The organism is Dictyobacter arantiisoli (genome assembly GCF_008326305.1).
Classification (GTDB): Bacteria; Chloroflexota; Ktedonobacteria; order Ktedonobacterales; family Ktedonobacteraceae; genus Dictyobacter; species Dictyobacter arantiisoli.
The window spans coordinates 1-20678 of sequence record NZ_BIXY01000014.1; the positions used below are offsets into that span (position 1 = coordinate 1).

A 20678-nucleotide genomic window follows, 5' to 3' on the forward strand; every position below is an offset into this window, starting at 1 on the left:
TTTCTCGGGCACGCGTGCCCGACTGCTGAGTCAAACGGTCAAGCATTGGTATGTCGATCCCCAGGATCCTGCTCGTCAATTCGGGTGGATCACGGCCCAGGCACGAGACTATGATCGCCCCGTGCTTCGCATTGGCGTGCGTGCTCGCAAGAACAATGGGCAATGGGCCTATTCGACGGTGTTGGTTGCCGCTCTCTCGCTGGAACAGGCTCGGCAGATGTGCCAGCAAGCGGGTCTCACGGTCCATGATGATGACCCGCACGTCGAAGAGATACTGACCTATCTACGCTTATACGATCAACGTGGCGGTGGGATCGAAACCTCTTTTCGCGGGGACAAATCGGGCTTAGGCGTGATCAAACGCAGCAAGAAGCGGGTAGCAGCTCAGCAGATGGTGACGCTCTTGGGCAGTCTCGCGCACAATGTGCTGATCTGGTTTCGTCGCGGACTCGCGGCGACATCCGAACAGTTTGCTCGCTATGGCATCAAACGCCTGGTGCGCGATGTCTGCCAGATCAGTGGCAAGCTTCGTCTTGCTCCCGATGGTCACGTGCAGGCGCTCACCTTAAATTGCCGCGCGCCTGCAGCTGGGGCCTTGCTTCACGCATTGCGGTCACTCCTTGCACCATTGCATCTGGCTCTTAATTTGGACCAAACTTAGGCGTGCGCGCCTGCGCCCTTTTTAGTGTATGGTGCTGTAAATGTGCCATGTACCTTCCCAACACCATACAATAAAAAGGGCGCAGGCGCAGGCGCGAAAACTCATGCACAGAGATGGTGGAGGCCACGAGAGGCTGACACTCTCTAAAGCTACAGACAAGTGTGGTACGCACCTGCTACAATATGTTACAAGAAGCTTGAAATCTTTAGCCAGCAAGCATCATATACTCATCATGAGCAATGAGCAATGAGCAATGAGCAATGAGTAATCTGAGGAAAGTTATAGAGACGGTATACGATGAGAAGATTTCGGACCCTTTTACTGCGCGGCCTGACTCAACGCTGTCCCATCTGTGGGCGCGGCAAACTCTTTTGTGGTATCTTCAAAATGAATGAACAATGTCCTGTGTGCCACTTTACCTTTGAACGTGAGGAAGGCTACTACACCAGCGCCATGGCGATTAATCTGGTCATCAGCGAGTTCATCGCCGCAGGCATTGTGCTCCCGATGGCCTTCAATCCAGGTATACCGGTCCTGACAGCCATGCTGATTGGTTGTCCGATTGCCTTGATCTTACCACTGCTACTCTATCGTCCCAGTCGCGGCATGTGGCTGGCAATGGACCATTATCTCAATCCTACCACTGGCAGCGATCTGCCCGATGAATCGCCCTTGCTACAGCAATCGAGAGGCATCTCCGATGAGCGGTAAGGCTTACCCACATTCAGCAGAGTCGCCATGAACAGATACATGAGTTGCGAACACTGGGTAATCATCTCGAACAATATCATCAGTTGATGGCTCGATTGGAAGAAAATCTCGCTCAAAAAGCTCAACATCTGGTTGCTGGGAGTATTGAAGCGTGGTTAAAGACGAAACCCGTAGCACCGCGATTGGAAAAAACACTCTATCAGGAGCTGGCTGAAGTGAAAATCGAGCATCAGGAAGCGCATAAACAAAAGCTACAGCAGCGTTTTCAGCCAGAACGAAATAGCGAGAAGCTAAAAGTAATTTTCCGAGAAGAGCAATCCCAGAAAGAAGATATGCAAAGGCTGGTTGGATTTAGCGCCGGTTTGCAGAATCGCTGGGGTAAGCTAGATCCACGAGAACGCCTCTCCTATGCGGAACTGAGAAATCGTGTGCACACCAGTCTCCTGGAAATTTTCCAAAGCCATCATGACCAACTACAACAAATAATGCAGGAATGGCCAGGGCAGGAAATAACAACCAGACCACCCGCGCCCTTAGCGGACACAAGCCTGAAGAGGATTAACGATGCTCGTGCTGAGCTCATAAAGGATGTCCATACAGTTGCAGACTATCTTCAAGAATGCGCCTCACTTCACGCCGATCTGCAGGCCATCCAGAGTGAAGAAATAAACAGTAAGGCGCAAGACCTGCTCGCTCAATCCATGCTGAGATATATGCAATCAGTAGCCCTTAAATATCAAGCTCAGCTCATGGAATAATGCGGGTGGACTGAACAGCAAAAAAGAGGCACCCCTTGCCTATGCCAGGCATTCTATGGTTAAATGCCTGAAGCATGACAGATAATTTTTCACAACAACCAACCGCGCAGCAACGCACATATCAGGCTTTTGCCGCGCAGATAATGAATGACGAGAGCTCAATAGATCTGGCCAGGGCCGCGCTTTTAATCGCGAGCATTGCCTATCCCAATTTAGATCCGGTACCGGCACTCACGCAACTCGATGTGCTGGCAAACAGGGTCAAATTGTTGCTCTCGCTTCCCGAAACTGAGCAATTGCCATCCCCATTGCCCGAGGATATTTCACCTTTGACCGTCATCGCCGCCATCAATCAGGTCATCTTTGAAGAAGAGCAATTTTCTGGCGCAAGCGATGATTATCGCAATCCCGACAATAGCTTTTTGCATAAGGTGCTTGAAAGGCATACAGGCTTGCCGATCATGCTCTCACTCGTCTATATGGAGATTGGCAAGCGCATCGGTTTTCCTATTGATGGCATGGGCTTCCCCTATCACTTTATGGTGCGCTATCACTGGCCGGAAGGCACTATCTATATTGATCCCTTTAACAACGGCTTGCTTTTAAACGAGCAAGAATGTCGAGAACGTATACAAGAACTTACACAGCAGCATCGCCCGCTGCATCCACGCTGGCTGGAGCCTGTCGGCCCGCAACAGATGCTATTGCGCATGCTCAATAATCTTAAGGGTGTCTATATTCATCGTAGCGACTTTGAACACGCGCTGGCCGTAATCGATATGATTGTCTTACTACTCCCCCAGTCCGGTGTGGAACGACGGGATCGTGGCTTCCTCCATCTTGAACTGAAACATTATGGAAAAGCTATGTACGATCTTCAAGCTTATCTGGAACTTGATCCCAGGGCAGATGACCGCTATGAGATCCGCAATCATATCAAAGGTATTCGTCAGACCATTGCACAGCTAAACTAAAAAGGGCCGGTTCCCCTTTGTAGGAAACTGGCCCTTTTCATCTTTTTTACAACCGCTCAACGGCAGTCACTAGCCGTCGATAGGTAAACCCTCGAGCGCCATAATCTTCAGCGCATTCGTCGTGGGACAAGGCCCATCGCGCAGGATATAATCAAAGGCCATATGTCCCTCAATCACCTCTTCGCGGAAATGCTTATTGCTGACTTGCGGCACACTATCGGCCAGCTTGACCAGTTCAAGATCATGGGTCGAGATCAAGCCCACGCAGTTTCGGCCGACCAGGGCCTTCACAAACGAGCGACTGCCAATTAAACGTTCACGATTATTTGTGCCCTTAAAGATTTCATCCACCAGGAAGAATAACGGCAATTGAGCAGACTCATTGAGCGCATCCAGCAAGGCATGCAAGCGTCTGACCTCGGCATAGAAATAGGAATAACCATCCGTCACCGAATCGGTAACCCGTAGACAGGTAAAGAGGCGGAAGAGCGCGGTATCAAAGCTACGCGCATTCACCGGACCACCCGCATAGGCCAGACATAGATTGACACCCAGCGTGCGCAGGAAGGTACTCTTACCAGCCATGTTGGAGCCTGTCACAATCACAACCTCGCCCAATATATCCAGGCCAAAGCTATTCGAAATCTTCTTCTCCACTGGAATCAAAGGATGGCCCAGCTCTTCTGCCCGGAAAACCGAGGCTTGTGCGGGATTACCAGCCATCTGCTCGTGTACCTCGGGCATGATATATTCAGGATTGAGATAGGCAAAGGAGGCCAGGGAGCAGAGTGCTTCCAGTTCAAACCAGGTATCTAACCAGACAGGCAAACGCGACTGCAATTGAGACTTCTGCTGCAACAATTTATCCGCGCAATAGAGATCCCAGGGCACAAAGGCATTGACCAGTATCCATGCCAGACCATTATTCTTAAGAGTAGCCGCCGAAGAGATACGCGCCATCCCCTGCAGGAGAGCCGTTGGACCACTTTCGGACTGCTGATAAAATGGCGCACAGAGCTTGCTTAACTGTGGATGCGATTTGTAGGGATACTTCTCTAAATAGGAAAAGATCAGACTGAGCGTGCCAAAACCATAGCGAAGATAACTGGCATCCTCAAAAATATCCCCCCGCTTATTGCCGGTTCCAAAGAAGAGTAGAACACCCGCAACTAATGTATAAATCCACAGAGGAGGCATTGAGACAAACAACGAGACAACCAGCAAGACAATCGTCAACAGATTCAGCCCCGCTGAGATCCATAACAGGGGACGCAAGGAACTGGCAGGATCTTGCTTGCCCAACCACTGTAATAAACGCTCCCCATCCAGTTGTTCAGATTTTCCACGCGCGGCAAACAAAGAATTCAAAATCAGCCGATCACGGAAACGTGTCATGGGAATCAACTCGCGTACAAGCCCTTGCCGCTGCTGGATCGTTGTGAGATCAGGTTTCGTCTGAAGCAGCCAATCGCGCAGGCGTAGGCTCCCCTCACGCGAAATCCCTGTATTTACCAACCGATGCAGCGAACGCGAACCAGTCATATCCAGATCTATCTCAAAAGGATGATCTTCAATCGGGGCTTCAGTAAACGTCGTCGGAATATGATCCCAATCCAATTTCATGCGTGCCAGATGGGCCGACTTGATATGTTGCCAGAGCGTGTGACGCGCAATACTACGCTCAATCAGTCCATGATAGTGTGCCACGACGCCAAATAACACCATTGCCAGTGCAAACACGATCAGGCCAATCCACCAGATCGTGAGCATAGCCACAATCAGGCTCAGAGCGATCCCGACAAAGAAAATCGCCACCCGCGACCATGAATAAACATTACTCCGTGGAGTCTGGGCATCCACACGTCGTTGCAGGCGAGCAATCTGTGCTTCGAGCAGTTGAATTCGTTCTTGCTTTATATTCACGCTATTGTTCTGTCCTTTAGCTCTCTGTTCTGTATCTACGCGCTGATAACGGTCCTAATAATCATCTGTCTGAATAACTAGAGTCTAGCACGTCATCCAAATAGCGACAAGAGACAACACACCTGGTATGCATCTCTTATCAGCAGGTATGATAAAATCACAGAAGAGTGTAGACAGGAAGGAAGGGCATAGCAAACACACCATCTGCCATTATAGCAGGCACATGCAGCCTTCTTTCTGGATATATCGAGCCACTGGATTGTTTCGCATCAACGCAGAAAGGGAACACCATATGCAACTCATCAACAAAACATTCCTGGTCACAGGAGGTGCCTCTGGCCTGGGAGCAGCCTGTGTCCGCCTGCTTGCACAATCAGGAGCCAGAGCCATTATCGCTGATCTCAATGCAGAGATTGGGAGCACCCTGGCGCAAGAGATCGGAGCAGCGGCGCTCTTCTCGGCCACCAATGTCACCGATGAGAACAGCGTTCTTCATACGCTACAAAACGCCCGCGAACACTTTGGCGACCTGCATGGTGTGATCAATTGCGCTGGCGTTGCCACTGCCGAAAAGGTCCTGGGCAAAAGCGGTCCATCCAGCCTGGAATCCTTTAGCCGCGTCATCAACATCAATCTGATCGGCACCTTCAACGTCATACGGCTGGCGGGAGAGGTCATCAGTAAAAATCAACCTGGAGAAAATGGCGAACGAGGAGTGATTATCAATACTGCCTCCGTCGCAGCCTTCGACGGACAAATCGGACAGGCAGCCTACTCCGCCTCCAAGAGTGGCATCGTCGGCATGACCCTGCCCATTGCGCGTGAATTTGCCCGTTATGGTATCCGTGTGATGACTATCGCCCCCGGTATTTTTGACACCCCTCTCATGGCGGGACTGCCAGAACCTGCCCGCAAAACGCTTGAACAGCAGATTCCCTTCCCCTCACGCATGGGACGACCCGAAGAATACGCAGCCCTTGCCAGGCACATCATCGAAAACGAAATGCTCAATGGAGAAGTAATACGCCTCGACGGAGCGATACGTATGCCTTAACTTTAAGCATGTATCCAATTTACTATCTTTTTTATAACATCGAATACTTACTGCAAACAAGGCATTTAAATTCTTATTGCATGATGCATGAAATATCCTAATGATATTTCATGCATCATGCAATAAGAAAAGATAGGCTCTCTCCTTCCGGGGGATTGAGAGGAGGGAGAGTTTGCGAGGACTGTCATGCCCCCGGCATGCCTGCCATCGCGCTCCGTCATGGGCTGCCGCCCCTGCACCCCGCTTTCACCCGCAAGGACGGAGATCCAAAAGATAGACCACAGGCACGCTAATATCTGAATAAAGAGGGGTTATGCGTTTTTTGCCTGCTTCCTTTGAAGAAGGCTAATGGCCAGGGCCACCGCAACCACAGCGCCAAAAAGCGCCAGAAAGGCAGCAGTATTTTGAGATGGACTATACTCTTTTCCTTGCACCGCAGGAACCTCTTCGTCCGATACATTTAACAAACCGACCAGAGATTCCAGCATGCTTCCATATATACGGCGCAGGCCAAGGGGCGCAAAGATACGTTCAAAGAAACCTTTAGTGCCAGAACCACCTTCCCATTCGCTGGTGACGCGCACCTTTGACTTCTGGCCACCGCGCATCGGCTGGACATTCCAGGTCGTGACCAGCGTAGAATTGCTATCCCGCTCGGTCAGGATGCGCCCACGCACAATTTCATCGACACGCATATGATAAGCTCGTCGGCGACCAGCGGCCTCTAAAACATAATGGATCACCGTCCCGCTGCCCTGACCGCCTTTCTCTACCGTATAATTCTGGAAGTTCGGTGTGAGGATACGTGGACGCTGTACTGTGTAATCTGATACCAGAGCAAAAACCTTGTCAGGCGTAGCATTTATAATACGCTCTTTTTGTGCGAAAACTCGGCTCATATACAACCTCTCAATCTACTTGCAAGCCATTTGGAATCAGCTTGCCAGACGCTTTTCCAGCCTAATCTAAGCATAACACTGGCAGATAATCTGCTAGCATACATACGCCTGACCCGGCACGAGACCTCACGTTGAGTGGTACTGTTGGTACTGTTGAAAGCTTTTATCTATGTCTTAAAAATCGTTACTTGAGAATATGTAAGAAAAGAGATAACTGTATAATACGAACTCTTGTTACTTGACTTACAATGAATTACATTTATAATTATATATAGCAACTATTGATCATAGTATCGATATCCTCTTAGATACTCCTCTTGTGTATATTATCGAGTAAACAGTATGCATCGTTATGGAAGGCATGGATCAGGTGCGTGGCTACGAAGGCATCAGAAACGCTGGCGAAAGCAAGCAACTACGCCAATTATAGTAGGAAAAACCTCTGTTCCTTTTGCTGTAGCACATATTCCTCTTCCTGTTGGAGTGGGAAGGATTATTGTTATCGTGCTTAGAACACCAGATGACTTTGACGAGACAAACCGCTTTGAAGTTCAAAGCTATATAGAGGATACTCAACCAGCACTACAGACAGATGAAAATCCTAAAATAACACGTGAAGTACAAGAGATAATACGATTGGCTCAGTCTAATGCTAAAGGGTGGATAGAAACTATCCAATTGCTCTACGCTGATACATATGTCAATTTGAACGAGGGTAAGCTTCGTCTTCTCGCCAGAAAAGAAGGCAGGAAGATTGCAGAAGAGCTAAGCAAATCAAACTCGTATGAGGGCTTAGAGGAACTGCTTGATATCTATGTCGAGCATTTCTTGGGCCAATTTGCTGAAACGAGTAAAGACGATGAACATATTGGGCCTATGCTCTCAGCTCAAGATTGGGAAATACAAAGCATCGTAGCCAGGGATAAAGAAGATGCCCCACCTCGTCATATGCGCCACTACCATCAACGGGATCTTGGAGTTATCCAGGCTATACGCCACCTCCATATAAGTCTGGATGACGCGCCCAACCATCTGGAAGAGATACATTCATGGGCAGACAAATACGATAAAATGTACTCAAATCCACGGAAGGGGGTGGAGTGGCCGACACCTGACACGTTTCCCGGCAAATGAGGTCGAGATAAACCAGATTACTACACTACACGTACCTCTCGTACCTGCAGTTGTACAGCCCGGTCCTCGATTGAACAGCCTGAGAATCATCGCCCTGACAATTATCGGCACTGGATTGGTTGAACTGCTTGTATGGTTGATTTATTGGTTAATCTGGCGCTAAAAAAAGAGGTGGCTTTTTCGCTGCCTCTTTACTCTTGTATGTTCTATTTTGTTGGAGGTTACACGTCTTATCTGGTCTCTGGTTCTTCCAGGCAGGCATAGACAGCAAGGGTGTCGGCCAGGGCGATTCTAGTCCACGTTCTGAGTTGAATCGGCACTGCAATGTGCTCATAGAGCTGGCGGTTCTCATGCCATTCCCGAGCCTGCTGGCTCATCTGCGCCTCATCGTGGTCCTGGCTATTGTCATCCTGTCCATCGGGCACATAAATAAAAAACTCGTTGGGTGGCAACATCGTAGCGTTCATGGAATTTACTCCTTCTCTCTTCATTGATCGGCAAGAAGAACTATCGACTACATTTCATCCACACCATAGAGTATGGCAGCTAAATATGAAGAGAAAATCAAGCGATTGTAATAATTTTCCAAAAAGCTGTCAACCTTCGTATGATCAATAACTCCAGCATATGATATCTATAAATTTATAGCATATGATGCACGAGATATGGTATTCTGTAAGTAGATTGGAATGTTTTGAGGTGCTAGCTCACTTGAAGAATGGAGAAATGTCATGCCAGTTGTTGATGAGTTTATCAAAGCAAACAGTACATATGCCTCCGACTTTCACAAAGGTGGTCTACCCTTGCCGCCAGCCCGCAAAGTCGCCGTCCTGGCCTGTATGGATGCACGACTGGACCCGGCAAAAATTTTGGGTCTTGAAGAGGGTGATGCGCACGTTATCCGCAATGCCGGTGGCCGGGCCACAGACGCCTTACGTTCCCTGGTCATCTCTGAGCTATTGTTAGGGACACAAACGATTGTAATCATCCATCACACCGATTGCGGTATGCTTACCTTTAGCGACGAAGACATCCACAAAAAGGTTCGACAAGAATTGCACGCCGATGCCGACCATATCTCCTTCCTCCCTTTCACCGATCTCGAACAATCCGTACGCGATGATATCGCCTATCTGAAGGCCACAAGGCTGATCCCAGACAGTATTGAGATCAGGGGCTTTATCTATGACGTCAAAACTGGCCGCTTGAATGAGGTTCAATAGTTCTCAGATACAGAGAACGAACGGAAAGCTTACCTGAAACAACAGGGGCCGACGGATAGAGAATAGCATCTGTCGGCCCTGCCAGTTCAATAGCGCTGCAACTATTGGATAGTCATTTCCTGATCTTTCTTTTCGTTCGCCTCATCGACGGATGGCGTAAGCAGTTGTTTGGCTCGTTCCAGACCGATAGAGAGCAGCAAGGTGGGAATACGTGGTCCCGTGTCTTTACCGCAAATGAGCGTATAGAGTGCAACAAAGAAAGAGCGCTGCGCCTGCTTGAGCTCATCGTTGGGAGGCGTATCAATATCCATGCCGCGTACGATCTTGGGAATGCTGTACATCAATGAGGTCAGATCATGCAGATTCCACGAAGTATCCAGGCGCTCGGCGAGCATGCGAATGCTGGCCTGATCCATCTCTACGAATTGCGCAAAGGCTTCACTATTAAAGTGTTCGCCGATCTGCGTGCGCTCATCATCTGGCAGATAATTATTGACCCAGTTTAAGGCACAGGTGAAACGTGGCTCAAGTTGTTCGCGTAGCACAACCTGACCATCCGCTACCTCTGGCAACGTCTGGGAGATGATGCGCAAGACTTGCTCCTCATTCGCCTGTGTGACGTCGATGACAGAGGTCAGCAGTGGGAAGGGAACGGGATGATGGGTATAGAGAATCTCCTCGCTTACTGTCCTGGTAGCACGCTCGAATAACCTCTGATTGCTCTCATTGGCCGCCCCTTTGGCGATCTGCCGAACCAGCGCATCCCACTCCTCATAGAGGCGCAGCAAACCCTGACCATAGTCGATCTCAAAGGCTTGATTATTGGCACGGCGCGCATAGAGCCAGCGCAGAATCGCAGGCTCGATAATATTCAGGGCCGAAGTGACGGTCGCGGTAGTACCAGCCGAGCTTGAAATCTTGGAACGTCCACCCATGCCGACAAATGCATAACCAATGAACTGTGGGGCTTTCCAGTTATACAACTGGACAATACGCTGTCCAACGGTATAGCTGCTACCAGGGGAGGAATGATCCTCACCGCCGGGCTCGAAGTCCACCTGCTCATAGCTCCAGCGCATCGGCCAGTCAATTTTCCAGGCCAGCTTGCCATCCACCTTGTCATTCAGGCTATAGCCAGACTCGTGTCCACAATTATCACAGACATACGTAAAAGAGGCATCCTCATCACGATAACTGGTGAGGTGCGTCATATCCTTATGGCAGTTTTCACAATAGGTCTTAAAAGGATAATAGGCGGCGCGGCGATCTTCAACCGATTCTTTCTGACCTTCCAGATTCTGATACTCGGCCAGAATATCGAAGATCTCAAAACGCTGGCGGATCGCCTGTTTGATCTGCTCGACATAATCACCACGGCGATAGGCTTCCGATTGGCGCACAAAACGTGGATGCACACCTAAACGATCCAATCCGGCGGCAAAGTCGCTGATATAGCGCGTCGCATACGAATCGTATTCGCCAAAGGGATCAGGGATATCGGCGTATGGCATGCCAATATATTGCGCAAAGTCAGCGGGGGTACCAGCTGGCACCTTGCGCAAGCGATCATAGTCGTCCCAGGAATGGATATGATCGACTTTCCAGCCACGTCCACGCAATTCTTCCGCGACCAGATGAACGGTCATAGGCTCGCGCAGGTTGCCCAGATGGATAGGACCAGAGGGACTAATACCCGATGCACACACAATAGTGGCATCCTCACCTTTACGCTGCCGCACACTGGCTTCTACACGGTCAGCTACTTTTGTAACCCAATCAGCTTTCATGTCTCAACTATCTCCAGATTATAGCTCGCGTAAGCTTATGTTTTTTCTTGATGCTCATTTTATCAGTTTAGCTTGCAATAGTCTTTATGACAGGGCAAGAATTGCTATAAGGGGATTACCTTGATCACACATCTACACTGCGAGCAGTTTCTATAGCGAGCCTCATGACCTGTACAGGACAGCAAAAAGCCTCAGGCCGAGGGGAAGGCTTGAGGCTAATCGAAAAACGTAACAGGTCTTCTTCTACAACTAGCTAATTCCTCGGCAAACGCGCCGTGATCGCCTGTACAAATTCCGTTGTACCGGCCTGCCCGCCTTGATCGACTGGCAGCAGAGATCCGTCCCGATAGGTTTGTTCAATCGCGGTCTCTAAGGCACGTGCCTCTTCATTATACCCCAGATAAGCAAGCATTTGCGCGCCCGATAATAACATAGCGGTAGGATTAATAATACCCTTGCCAGCCAGATCAGGGGCCGAACCATGGACTGGCTCGAAGTAGGCATAGTGCTCACCATAGCAGGCACTGGGAGAAAGTCCCAATCCACCAATAGTCCCACTGGAAACATCAGCCAGGATATCGCCGTGCTCGTTGCCCAGCACCACAACATCCAATGTTTCCGGTGAAGCTACCAGACGCCGGGCCATATCATCAACCAGAAATTCTTGATAAGTCAAACTCGGATGCTGACTGACAGCCTCTTTGACGAGCGTACGGAAGCGTCCATCGGTGCGGGGCTGGATCGAATATTTCGCGCCCAGCGTCACGCGACCGGGATAGCCCGCCTGCTGACGCTGCAACGCCAGTTCACAGGCATAGGCCGCCACCCGTTGCATCTGTTCATCCGTGCTGACTTTGATAGAATAGGCTCCAACCTTATCAACTGGAGGAGCCATCCACCAGGAGCTACTGCTGGTCAGGGTCGCCAGTTCCGCCACATCACCCTCACGTGGCGGATACATACCTTCCAGATTATCGCGTGCAATCACATAGTCGATACGCTCTGGATTGAGCATAGGACTACGATAACCAGGAATCCAGCGTACCGGACGCACGTTAATAAACGTCTCTTTATTCCAGCGCAGATACCAGAGAATCGGACGGCTGGGTCCGCCGCTGGCCCCAAACAATGTACAATCGGCGTTATCGATAGCCTCTCGCGTCACGTCGGGGAACGGCGTTCCATACTGCGCCTGTGCCTCACGGCCACAGGGCGCTTCGACAAAATTGATCGAAGGAGCCAGGCGCTGCAAAATCTCGACGGTGGGACGCATCACCTCGGGGGCCGCGTCATCGCCAGGAATCACACACACAGTCGGGGGATTTTGGAGTTGACGCTGGCTCATCGCAGGGTTCCTTCCATCTCAATGTAATTGATAATGCCACCTGCGGCTACGATACGTGCCACAAAGGGATCAAGCGGCTCGGCCTGGAAGGTCTGGCCGGTGGTCAAATTGCGGATCTCACCAGTCTCCAGATTGACATCCAATTCCTGACCATCCTCACTGTTCAGTACCGCCTCTTCGCAGACCAGCACCGGCAATCCAATGTTGACGGCATTGCGATAGAAGATACGTGCAAAGCTGCGTGCAATGACAACTTTGACTTTGTTAGCGAGGATGGAGGTCGGTGCATGCTCACGCGAGGAGCCACATCCAAAGTTATGACCGCCTAAGACGATATCCCCGGGTTTCACCTGCTGCGAGAATTCAGGATAGGCCTCATATAAACAATATTTGGCTAACTGTGCATGATCGGTCGTGACATTATACCGTCCAGGAATGATCAGGTCGGTATTAATATTGTCTCCAAGTTTCCAAATGCGCCCCATAATACTCTGTTCCTTTCGTTGCTATGGCTGTGTTGAGCCGGTTACGACTTATGCTCTGCTCTCTTCAAGTAAGATAGCGCGGGGATCGGTGATATAGCCGGTCAACGCGGTTGCCGCAACGGTGGCGGGGCTACCCAGGTAGATCTCAGCGGTAGGATCGCCCATGCGACCAGTAAAATTGCGATTCATGGTAGTCATTGCGCGCTCGCCGGGAGCCAGTACACCAAAGTGGCGTCCAATGCAGGGTCCACAGCCAGGCGTACCGACTGAAGCGCCAGCCCGGGAGAAGATTTCTAGATATCCCAGACGCATCGCCTCAAGATAGATCTCACGCGAGGCAGGAATTACGACCATGCGGATATCGGGGCTAATGGTGCGTCCAGCCAGGATACCAGCCGCGATCTCCAGGTCATCCAGACGACCATTGGTGCAGGTGCCCAGGAAAACCTCATCGATCTTGACGTTGGTCACCTCTTCCGCCGGATGAACGATATTGACATCCGGTGGGCAGGCCACCAGGGGTTTGAGATTAGTAACATCAATCTCAATTACACGCTCATAATGAGGATTCACCGCTCGCAAGAGAGGATATTCCTGATCGGTACGGCCCTGCAGCCAGGCGCGTGTCGTCTCGTCGGCGGCGATCAGGCCAGCCTTGCCGCCCATCTCGATAGCCATATTCGAGAAGGTCATACGCTCGCTCATCGAGAAGTTCTCAATCACCTCACCGGTATATTCGATGGCGCGATAATTGGCTCCATCGACGCCCAGATGGCGTACGATCTCCAGGGATACGTCTTTGGCGTAAACACCGGCGGGCAGAGTGCCTGTAATGTTGACATTGATGGTCTCAGGGACGCGGAACCAGCTCCGGCCGGTCGCATAGGCCACACCGATATCGGTGGAACCCATACCAGTTCCAAAAGCTCCAAAAGCGCCATACGTACAGGAATGGCTATCAGCACCGACAATCACGCTGCCCGGCACGACAAAACCTTTCTCCGGCATCACCTGATGGCAGATACCCTCTTGTAGAATGGAAATATCCTGCTCTTTGGCGAAGTTACGCACCTCGCGATGGAGGGTCGCGGCGGCAATCGTCGCAGCCGGAATGATATGGTCAAAGACAATATGCGAACGCTTGCTATCAAATACCTTGCCCGTTTTTTGTCCAGTCAATTTCGCAAAGGCTTTAATCGCCAATGGAGTGGTCGTATCATGGCTCATGACATGATCGACATCTACCACAACAGTTTCGCCCGCATGAACAGGACGACCTAATTTGTAACTAAAGATTTCTTCGGCTAGCGTTCCCATACCAGACTCCCTTTCTCTGCATACCAGTCACGGATAAATGTATTTACTTCATCGTCGCTTAAAGATCCCGCCTCGGCATGCTCTTTAATAGCCTGCGTCAGATGTGACACCTCTTCAGCGGTAAGTTGAAATCCCAGTGAGACAGCGCGATGACCCACGGCGTAGCGGCCCGTAAAGCGCGAACCAACATCGACATGACGCACAATCCCAAAGTCAGTAGGATTCAATATTTCGTAGGCATTCGGATTGCGTAGCACTGCTTTTGTGTGCACTCCCGCACGATGCGTGAAGGCGTTGGGAGCAGTGATCGGCATGTTATAAGGAATAGTGATATTTAAGCTATCAGCAACATATTGATCCAACTCAACCAGGCGAGTGACATCATACGTTGCCAGCTGATCAGGATGATGAATATAGAGTTGCGAGATAATACCACTCAAGGATGCAATACCATTGCGCTCACCAATGCCCATCACGGTCACATCCAGACAATCAGCGCCCGCCTCGTAGGCGGCGATGGTGTTGGCGATAGCACAGCCGGTATCATTATGTCCATGAAACTCGATGCCAACCTGTGGATAGCGACTGGCGATCAGGCTAACCAACCGGTCAACCTGACGTGGGGTTGCTATACCAACAGTATCCGGCAAACCAATACGTTCGACACCGGCATCGACAACCGCATCGAAAACCGTCAGCAGATCCACCAGATCGCTACGGAAGGCATCCTCAGCGGAGAAGCGTACATAGCGACCAGCTTCGCGGATACGGCGGATCAGCGGAACCGCTTCATGGGCAATCTGTTCAATCCCACGTCCATGGCTGAATGAGCGCAGTTCAGTAGAGGTACCGAAGAAGAGGTTCAGGCCATAGACGTCTGTCTCCAGAGCGGCCTGCACATCGGCCTCAGCACAGCGCACATGCGCCACAACGTGCGATTTCAAATGTAAGTCACAAATAGCCTGGACAGCTTCACGCGTCTCAGGAGACGCAATAGGAGAGGGTACCTCGATAAATGTCACCCCGATCTGATCCAGTAAGCGAGCGATGTTCAGTCGCTGCTCCAGGGTGAAAAAGGTTTTGATAAACTGCTCCCCCTCGCGCAAGGTGCTATCAAGAATAGCTGGTGATCTCATGATGCTTTTTCCCTTTGTGATGCAATAGTATACGTTTCTGACTGCATTTAAATGGTATTCAGAACGCATTCGAGCACATCAATAGCATGGGTATATTCGGCCACACGTATATGTTCCTGAGGGGTATGATCGAGGCTTGAGTCTCCCGGCCCATAAGCCACCATATTCTGTCCCCAATGCGGACCTACGACATTCATATCCGATGTTCCCGTTTTATATTTAAAAGTGGGCTGTTCTCCTGTGGCTCGAATAGCTGAGATAAAGGCTCGGGCCAGGGGAATGGCACGTGTTGTCTGATAGGCGACCTCTTCACCGGAAAAGGTCAGATGAACATCGTCTTCCAAGGCCCAACGCTGCAATTGTGTTCGCAAGTTGGCAATATCCAGATTGGGTGGAAGGCGATAGCTGATCGTAAAGCTTGTGCGCTCCGCCAGACCATCCTGCTCACTATTGATGGTCAGGAGGGCGGGCAACAGGGCTGCGAAGGACGACTTGCCAGCATGCTCTTGATTCCACTCATCGGCATGGCGGCGGACTCGTCCCCAGAAGGCGGCAGCGATTTCATTGCTCCGTTGCAAGGGTCCCGCGCTATGGCTGGATTGCTGTGTGACACAACCATCTAATAACAGGCGGCCTTTATACCCGATCGTGACCGCCTGACTGCCACTCGGCTCCCCAATGATGCAGGCCGAGGGTTGATAGCGCTTGATGACGCCCCGTGCGCCTCGTGAGGTCGCTGCCTCCTCTTCTACCGCACCTACAACCACAACAGGTCGTGAGTGGCCTCCCTGACGCGCTACGCGGGCCGTAGCGCAGACGAAAGCCGCCAGTGGACCTTTAGCATCCACCGCGCCACGCCCATAGAGAATACCATCCTCCAGGCGAACCGGTATATTGCCAGGCACGGTATCCATATGTCCCAGCAGGACCACCGGTTGTTGATCCGTAATCTCGGCATGTGTGCTGGCGACAAAATTGCCTACCTCATCGACATAAGCATGCAAGCCCATCTGTCGGGCTTGCTCAACCATAAAATGGGCCAGCGCCCCTTCGTGGGTAGAAAGGCTGGGAATAGTGAGCATCCGTTGTAAAAGCGCAACTTCCGCCGTGGGGGATGAGCTTTCCTCATGTGTCTCTGCGACGGATTGCGTTTCGCGCTCAGGATTTGGAGTCGCCCCCAATACCTCGGCGACAATATCCAACGCCCGGTCAAGTTGGGCTTCAGTGATGACCAGCGGAGGCAAGAGTCGCAGTACATTGGGTCCAGCGGGCAGGGCCAAAACTCCACGCTCGATCAATGCTTCGAGATAGGGCTGGACACGTTTCTTTAACTCAATGCCAAGCAACAAGCCCAGGCCGCGTACCTCGCGGATCACAGGAGATTGCAGAGCTTGCAGACGCTTCAGGGCATGTGCTCCAAGCGCAGCGGCCCGTGCGGGCAGATCTTCCTGCTCAAAGATATCCAATGTTGCCAGCGCGGCGGCACAAGCGAGGGGATTTCCCCCAAAGGTGGTGCCGTGTGAACCCTTTGAGATATGTCCACTCTCCATGACGCGTGCTCCCAGACCAATCGCTCCCATGGGAACACCACCGGCAATGGATTTCGCCAGACACAGGATGTCGGGCTGGACGCCATATTGCTCGCAGGCAAAGAGGGTGCCGGTCCGACCAAAGCCGGTCTGCACTTCATCGATAATTAAGAGTGCGCCGCGCTCGTGGCAAAGGGCCGCCAGTCCCTGTACGTAGGCTTGCTGACCGATATGCACGCCACCCTCGGCCTGAACCAGTTCAATGATCACAGCCGCTGTATGTTCAGTGATCGCCGCTTCAGCCGCCGTCAGATCGTTATAGCGGATATGCGAGACATCTGGGATCAGGGGCGCGAATGGTTCACGATAATGTTTTTCCCAGGTCGCTGAAAGCGCGCCCATGGTTCGACCATGGAAGCCGCGTAGCGTCGCTACGATGCCGGTGCGTCCGGTCGCCAGACGTGCGAATTTTAATGCCCCCTCAACCGCTTCAGTACCACTGTTACAGAGGAAGAAATGCGAGAGTCCCTCCGGTGTTACCTGTACCAGGCGCTCAAGCAAACGAGCGCGTACATCATTATAGACAATTTCAGGGCAGGTAATCAGCCGTTGGGCCTGAGCGGCCAGCGCGGCAGCGATCTCTGAACGACCATGGCCGATATTAGCCACTCCATGGCCCGCCGCGCAATCGATATACTCTCGTCCCTCAGCATCCCACAGTATCGCACCCTGACCGCGTACAATAGCTAGCAAACGCTTCCCGTAGACACCGCTGGTGTAGGTATCCTCTTGTTCAATAATTGTTGTTGTGCTCATATGGGACCTCCTTCCTCATCATTCCTATTGCTAGTTTTAACTGAGCGATACCATTTCGCGTACCACTGTGTGGACAGGCTCAAGCTGGTTCGCTGCTTCTTCATGTACAGTATGGGCAATCATGGTGCCAGCGCCGTTGACGACATCCTGTAGCGAGGCGCTACCGATGCAGACGCGCTCAACGCCGCCCTGCAAGGCTTCCTGGGCTCCTAGCAGTTTTTTACGCATACGCCCTTTGGCATAACTCATATAGGTCTCTAGTTGATCGGCCGGAATCGTACGGATCAGCGTTGAGGCGTCCTGGGGATCTGCCAGCAGGCCCGCAACGTTGGTCATAATGACCAGGGACTCGGCATGCAGGGCAGAGGCAACAGCGGCTGCGGCCCGGTCTCCATCCACGTTCAGGCGCTCGCCCTGATGGCTCAAGGCCAGCGGTGCGATTACCGGCGTATAACCGGCATCCAGCAGATATTCCAGCAGTCCACTATTGACCTGCTCGATCTGGCCGGTATAGTCGTCGCGCAGGATCTGTACCCGTCCCTCAGGTGTAACGGAACGTACGACAGCTTTACGACGCGCTACCAGCAAACGGCCATCCACCCCGGCCATACCAAAGGCATTGACGCCCTGCTGCTGGAGCTGCGCCACCAGATCGGTGTTGATCTGTCCCGCGACCGCCATCGCAAAGATCTGCAAGGTCTCGCTATCGGTATAGCGGCTCGTCATACCGCTGGGCGATGTGATCATACGCATTGGATGTCCCAATTGCTCGGACAGAGTATTGGTCAGATCAGAGCCGCCGTGCAACAGCACCACGCGTTGCCCTTCAGCGACATAGCGGGCGATTTCCTGCACAATATTGGCTGTAGCGACGCCCGCGCCTCCGCCAATTTTTACCACCAGTGTCATTGCAAGCTCCGTTTCTCTGTACTTTATCCAGCGTTACAATCAATGCTTCAAATACTTCGTTCTCATGCCCTCAGTCAGTCAATCAATCAGGCTTAGACGGGATGCAGACCGGGGAAGGTCAGGCCCAATGACTCATCCCAACCAAACATGCAGTTCAAAGCCTGTACACCATTGCCAGCCGCGCCCTTCATCAAATTATCCAGGGCTGCGATCACTACCACGCGCTGCTGCTCACGATCGACTTCAAATCCGACATCGCAATAGTTGCTGCCGGAAAGGATCTTGGGCTCGGGATAGCGATAGACGCCGTTGCGCTCTTTCACCAGGCGTACAAAGGGTTCGCGCTGATAGGCTTCGCGGAAGATACGCCAGATGGCTTTCTCTTCCAGGTTCTCATTTAAGAACACATGGGCCGTCACCAGGATGCCGCGTACCATTTCAACCGCGGTAGCCGAGAATGCCACCATCTGCTGGAGTTCGCCGCCCTCAAACTGTCCCAGTTCCTGAATCAGCTCAGCCGTATGTCGGTGGCCGGTTGGCTCAAACGAGCGCACCGCCCCACTGCGATCTGGATGGTGGCTGGATGGTCCAGCTTTAGCACCAGCTGCCGATGAGCCAACCTTGGCCTCCAGGACCAACGGAATGGATTGATTTACGACACCAGCCCGGTAGAGCGGGGCCAATCCCAGGATCGATGTGGTTGCCATACAGCCGGTACCGCTGACCAGTGCTGCTTCAGGCAACTCGGCCCGATGCAATTCTGGCAGTCCGTAGACTGCTTCGCTCAACAATTCAGGTGCTGGATGCTCATGTCCATACCAGCGGCGATACAGATCCGGTGTGCGCAGACGGAAATCTCCAGAGAGATCAATCACGCGGGGAGCCAATGTGCGATAGCGTTCAATCTCACCCGATGAAACACCATGTGGCAGGCAGAGAAACAAGACATCGCACGTTGTCAGGTCGTCGGGATGACAGAAACGCAGAGTGCTAATCTTGCGCAGGTTCGGATGGGCGCTATGCACAAAATGTCCGGCCTGGCTGCCCGAAGCAACCTGACTGATCTCAACCATTGGATGGAAGAGCAACAAACGGATCAATTCGCCACCAGTATAACCGGAACCGCCAACAATGGCGACACGCACTCGACTCATAACGCGACCCCTTCATGAACACTGCTTACAACATACTCGATCATCTCTTGTGGAATGTTGACACCGGTAGGAGCGATACTATTGCGGAACTCCATGGTGGCGTTGATCTCATTGACCAGCAAACCGCGCTCAGGATCTTCAAACACATCCACAGCCAGTATGCCCCCTCCAACCGCTTGCGCCGCCTGTACACACAGGCGATCCAATTCCGGGGTCACGGGACAATTATCTGTCACCGCTCCACGCGCTGTATTGGTCACCCAGTGCTCACTATGGCGATAGATCGCGCAGGCCGTACGGCCTCCCAGCACAAAGGCGCGAATATCGCGGTTCGGCTTGTCGATGTGTTGCTGAATATAATGAATGTGATGCTGTACTGATCCCAATGTTTCAGCGTGCTCAAGCACCGCTTCAGCCGCGTCACGATCATTGATCCGGGCCAGCAACCGTCCCCAGGAACCACTGACGGGTTTGAGGACCGCGGGATACCCTAATGTCTCGATACCCTCAATCGCATGCTCGGCATCAAAGGCCAGCATGGTGCGGGGAACCGGTATGCCAGCGCGTTGTAGCGCCAGCGTTGTCAATAACTTATCGTTACAAAGAGCGGTGACGGCGGCCGAGTTAAAAACAGGGATGCCCCAATGCTCCAGTACGTGTAAGACAGCCAGGCCACGAGACTGACTCACGCTACGGCAGAGCACGGCATCATAGGACTGCCAGCGCTCCTGCGGCTGCGCCAGATCGAATAACAACTCACCATCATCAATCAAGTCGAAATCGATTGAGCGCTGTCGCAACGCTTCCACCAACAATTTCTCTTCCACGCGAACGCGCGATGTCAGAATAGCCAGGCGCATAGG

The 20678-nt window shown here is 51.9% G+C and carries 18 protein-coding genes and 1 pseudogene; 7 read left to right on the top strand and 12 right to left on the bottom strand.

The genetic code is table 11. The annotated features are described in order from the left end of the window. From F1593_RS28200 to F1593_RS06525, 4 genes and pseudogenes are all read left to right on the top strand, one after another. A pseudogene (locus F1593_RS28200) lies at positions 1–661 on the top strand (transposase); the annotation flags it as partial. 297 nt (positions 662–958) lie between these two features. Further along, positions 959–1372, top strand: coding sequence for a DUF983 domain-containing protein (locus F1593_RS06515; protein WP_149400749.1), 414 nt, complete (start codon positions 959–961; stop codon positions 1370–1372). A 44-nt stretch (positions 1373–1416) separates the two neighbouring features. Continuing rightward, a complete protein-coding gene (locus F1593_RS06520) occupies positions 1417–2130 on the top strand; it encodes a hypothetical protein (RefSeq protein WP_149400750.1) in 714 nt (237 codons plus the stop codon). Positions 2131–2204: 74 nt separating this feature from the next. After that, the gene (locus tag F1593_RS06525) at positions 2205–3104 is read left to right on the top strand and encodes a SirB1 family protein (protein ID WP_149400751.1); all 900 of its coding nucleotides are present in this window, start codon (positions 2205–2207) and stop codon (positions 3102–3104) included. 69 nt (positions 3105–3173) lie between these two features. On the opposite strand, the gene F1593_RS06530 is transcribed toward F1593_RS06525, so the two are convergent. Next, entirely contained in the window at positions 3174–5027 is a 1854-nt protein-coding gene (locus tag F1593_RS06530; protein WP_149400752.1) for a MutS family DNA mismatch repair protein, read from the bottom strand. Positions 5028–5319: 292 nt separating this feature from the next. Here F1593_RS06530 and F1593_RS06535 point away from each other — a divergent pair, with 292 nt between their 5' ends. Beyond that, on the top strand, positions 5320–6081 hold the full coding sequence (locus F1593_RS06535; RefSeq protein ID WP_149400753.1) for a 3-hydroxyacyl-CoA dehydrogenase: 762 nt from the start codon (positions 5320–5322) through the stop codon (positions 6079–6081). A 311-nt stretch (positions 6082–6392) separates the two neighbouring features. Here the strand turns inward: F1593_RS06535 and F1593_RS06540 are convergent, their stop codons facing one another. Next, positions 6393–6980: an SRPBCC family protein gene (locus tag F1593_RS06540; protein ID WP_149400754.1), complete on the bottom strand. Its 588-nt coding sequence runs from the start codon at positions 6978–6980 to the stop codon at positions 6393–6395. Positions 6981–7484: 504 nt separating this feature from the next. On the opposite strand from F1593_RS06540, the gene F1593_RS06545 reads away from it, so the two are divergent. Then, on the top strand, positions 7485–8114 hold the full coding sequence (locus F1593_RS06545; protein ID WP_149400755.1) for a hypothetical protein: 630 nt from the start codon (positions 7485–7487) through the stop codon (positions 8112–8114). 230 nt (positions 8115–8344) lie between these two features. On the opposite strand, the gene F1593_RS06550 is transcribed toward F1593_RS06545, so the two are convergent. Continuing rightward, positions 8345–8581 carry a hypothetical protein gene (locus F1593_RS06550; protein ID WP_149400756.1) on the bottom strand — a complete coding sequence of 79 codons (237 nt, stop codon included), beginning with the start codon at positions 8579–8581 and terminating at the stop codon, positions 8345–8347. 264 nt (positions 8582–8845) lie between these two features. Here F1593_RS06550 and F1593_RS06555 point away from each other — a divergent pair, with 264 nt between their 5' ends. Then, positions 8846–9337 carry a beta-class carbonic anhydrase gene (locus F1593_RS06555; RefSeq protein WP_149400757.1) on the top strand — a complete coding sequence of 164 codons (492 nt, stop codon included), beginning with the start codon at positions 8846–8848 and terminating at the stop codon, positions 9335–9337. Positions 9338–9438: 101 nt separating this feature from the next. Here the strand turns inward: F1593_RS06555 and lysS are convergent, their stop codons facing one another. The 9 genes from lysS to lysX form a co-directional block, all read right to left on the bottom strand. Further along, the gene (gene lysS / locus F1593_RS06560; protein ID WP_149400758.1) at positions 9439–11124 is read right to left on the bottom strand and encodes a lysine--tRNA ligase; all 1686 of its coding nucleotides are present in this window, start codon (positions 11122–11124) and stop codon (positions 9439–9441) included. Positions 11125–11377: 253 nt separating this feature from the next. Then, positions 11378–12469: an isocitrate/isopropylmalate family dehydrogenase gene (locus F1593_RS06565; protein ID WP_149400759.1), complete on the bottom strand. Its 1092-nt coding sequence runs from the start codon at positions 12467–12469 to the stop codon at positions 11378–11380. After that, a complete protein-coding gene (locus F1593_RS06570) occupies positions 12466–12954 on the bottom strand; it encodes a 3-isopropylmalate dehydratase small subunit (protein ID WP_149400760.1) in 489 nt (162 codons plus the stop codon). The genes F1593_RS06565 and F1593_RS06570 overlap by 4 nt, the downstream gene beginning before the upstream one ends. Before the next feature lie 48 nt (positions 12955–13002). Continuing rightward, positions 13003–14271: a 3-isopropylmalate dehydratase large subunit gene (locus F1593_RS06575; protein WP_149400761.1), complete on the bottom strand. Its 1269-nt coding sequence runs from the start codon at positions 14269–14271 to the stop codon at positions 13003–13005. After that, the gene (locus F1593_RS06580) at positions 14259–15407 is read right to left on the bottom strand and encodes a LeuA family protein (protein ID WP_172631916.1); all 1149 of its coding nucleotides are present in this window, start codon (positions 15405–15407) and stop codon (positions 14259–14261) included. The genes F1593_RS06575 and F1593_RS06580 overlap by 13 nt, the downstream gene beginning before the upstream one ends. 47 nt (positions 15408–15454) lie before the next feature. Next, the gene (locus F1593_RS28885) at positions 15455–17752 is read right to left on the bottom strand and encodes a [LysW]-lysine hydrolase (protein WP_149400763.1); all 2298 of its coding nucleotides are present in this window, start codon (positions 17750–17752) and stop codon (positions 15455–15457) included. Positions 17753–17788: 36 nt separating this feature from the next. Further along, a complete protein-coding gene (locus F1593_RS06590) occupies positions 17789–18661 on the bottom strand; it encodes a [LysW]-aminoadipate kinase (protein WP_149400764.1) in 873 nt (290 codons plus the stop codon). Positions 18662–18753: 92 nt separating this feature from the next. Next, positions 18754–19815 carry an N-acetyl-gamma-glutamyl-phosphate reductase gene (gene argC, locus F1593_RS06595; protein WP_149400765.1) on the bottom strand — a complete coding sequence of 354 codons (1062 nt, stop codon included), beginning with the start codon at positions 19813–19815 and terminating at the stop codon, positions 18754–18756. Beyond that, positions 19812–20675 (bottom strand): lysine biosynthesis protein LysX, encoded by an 864-nt coding sequence (lysX, locus tag F1593_RS06600; protein ID WP_149400766.1) that lies wholly within the window; start codon positions 20673–20675, stop codon positions 19812–19814. Before lysX ends, argC begins: the two co-directional genes overlap by 4 nt. Positions 20676–20678 lie beyond the last annotated feature (3 nt).

Bases quoted from the DNA above. Each gene is read 5' to 3' on its own strand.
- F1593_RS06515 (WP_149400749.1), top strand. From the start codon at position 959: ATGAGAAGATTTCGGACCCTTTTACTGCGCGGCCTGACTCAACGCTGT.
- F1593_RS06525 (WP_149400751.1), top strand. From the start codon at position 2,205: ATGACAGATAATTTTTCACAACAACCAACCGCGCAGCAACGCACATAT.
- F1593_RS06535 (WP_149400753.1), top strand. From the start codon at position 5,320: ATGCAACTCATCAACAAAACATTCCTGGTCACAGGAGGTGCCTCTGGC.
- F1593_RS06540 (WP_149400754.1), bottom strand. From the start codon at position 6,980: ATGAGCCGAGTTTTCGCACAAAAAGAGCGTATTATAAATGCTACGCCT.
- F1593_RS06550 (WP_149400756.1), bottom strand. From the start codon at position 8,581: ATGAACGCTACGATGTTGCCACCCAACGAGTTTTTTATTTATGTGCCC.
- F1593_RS06555 (WP_149400757.1), top strand. From the start codon at position 8,846: ATGCCAGTTGTTGATGAGTTTATCAAAGCAAACAGTACATATGCCTCC.
- lysS (WP_149400758.1), bottom strand. From the start codon at position 11,124: ATGAAAGCTGATTGGGTTACAAAAGTAGCTGACCGTGTAGAAGCCAGT.
- F1593_RS06565 (WP_149400759.1), bottom strand. From the start codon at position 12,469: ATGAGCCAGCGTCAACTCCAAAATCCCCCGACTGTGTGTGTGATTCCT.
- F1593_RS06570 (WP_149400760.1), bottom strand. From the start codon at position 12,954: ATGGGGCGCATTTGGAAACTTGGAGACAATATTAATACCGACCTGATC.
- F1593_RS06575 (WP_149400761.1), bottom strand. From the start codon at position 14,271: ATGGGAACGCTAGCCGAAGAAATCTTTAGTTACAAATTAGGTCGTCCT.
- F1593_RS06580 (WP_172631916.1), bottom strand. From the start codon at position 15,407: ATGAGATCACCAGCTATTCTTGATAGCACCTTGCGCGAGGGGGAGCAG.
- F1593_RS28885 (WP_149400763.1), bottom strand. From the start codon at position 17,752: ATGAGCACAACAACAATTATTGAACAAGAGGATACCTACACCAGCGGT.
- F1593_RS06590 (WP_149400764.1), bottom strand. From the start codon at position 18,661: ATGACACTGGTGGTAAAAATTGGCGGAGGCGCGGGCGTCGCTACAGCC.
- argC (WP_149400765.1), bottom strand. From the start codon at position 19,815: ATGAGTCGAGTGCGTGTCGCCATTGTTGGCGGTTCCGGTTATACTGGT.
- lysX (WP_149400766.1), bottom strand. From the start codon at position 20,675: ATGCGCCTGGCTATTCTGACATCGCGCGTTCGCGTGGAAGAGAAATTG.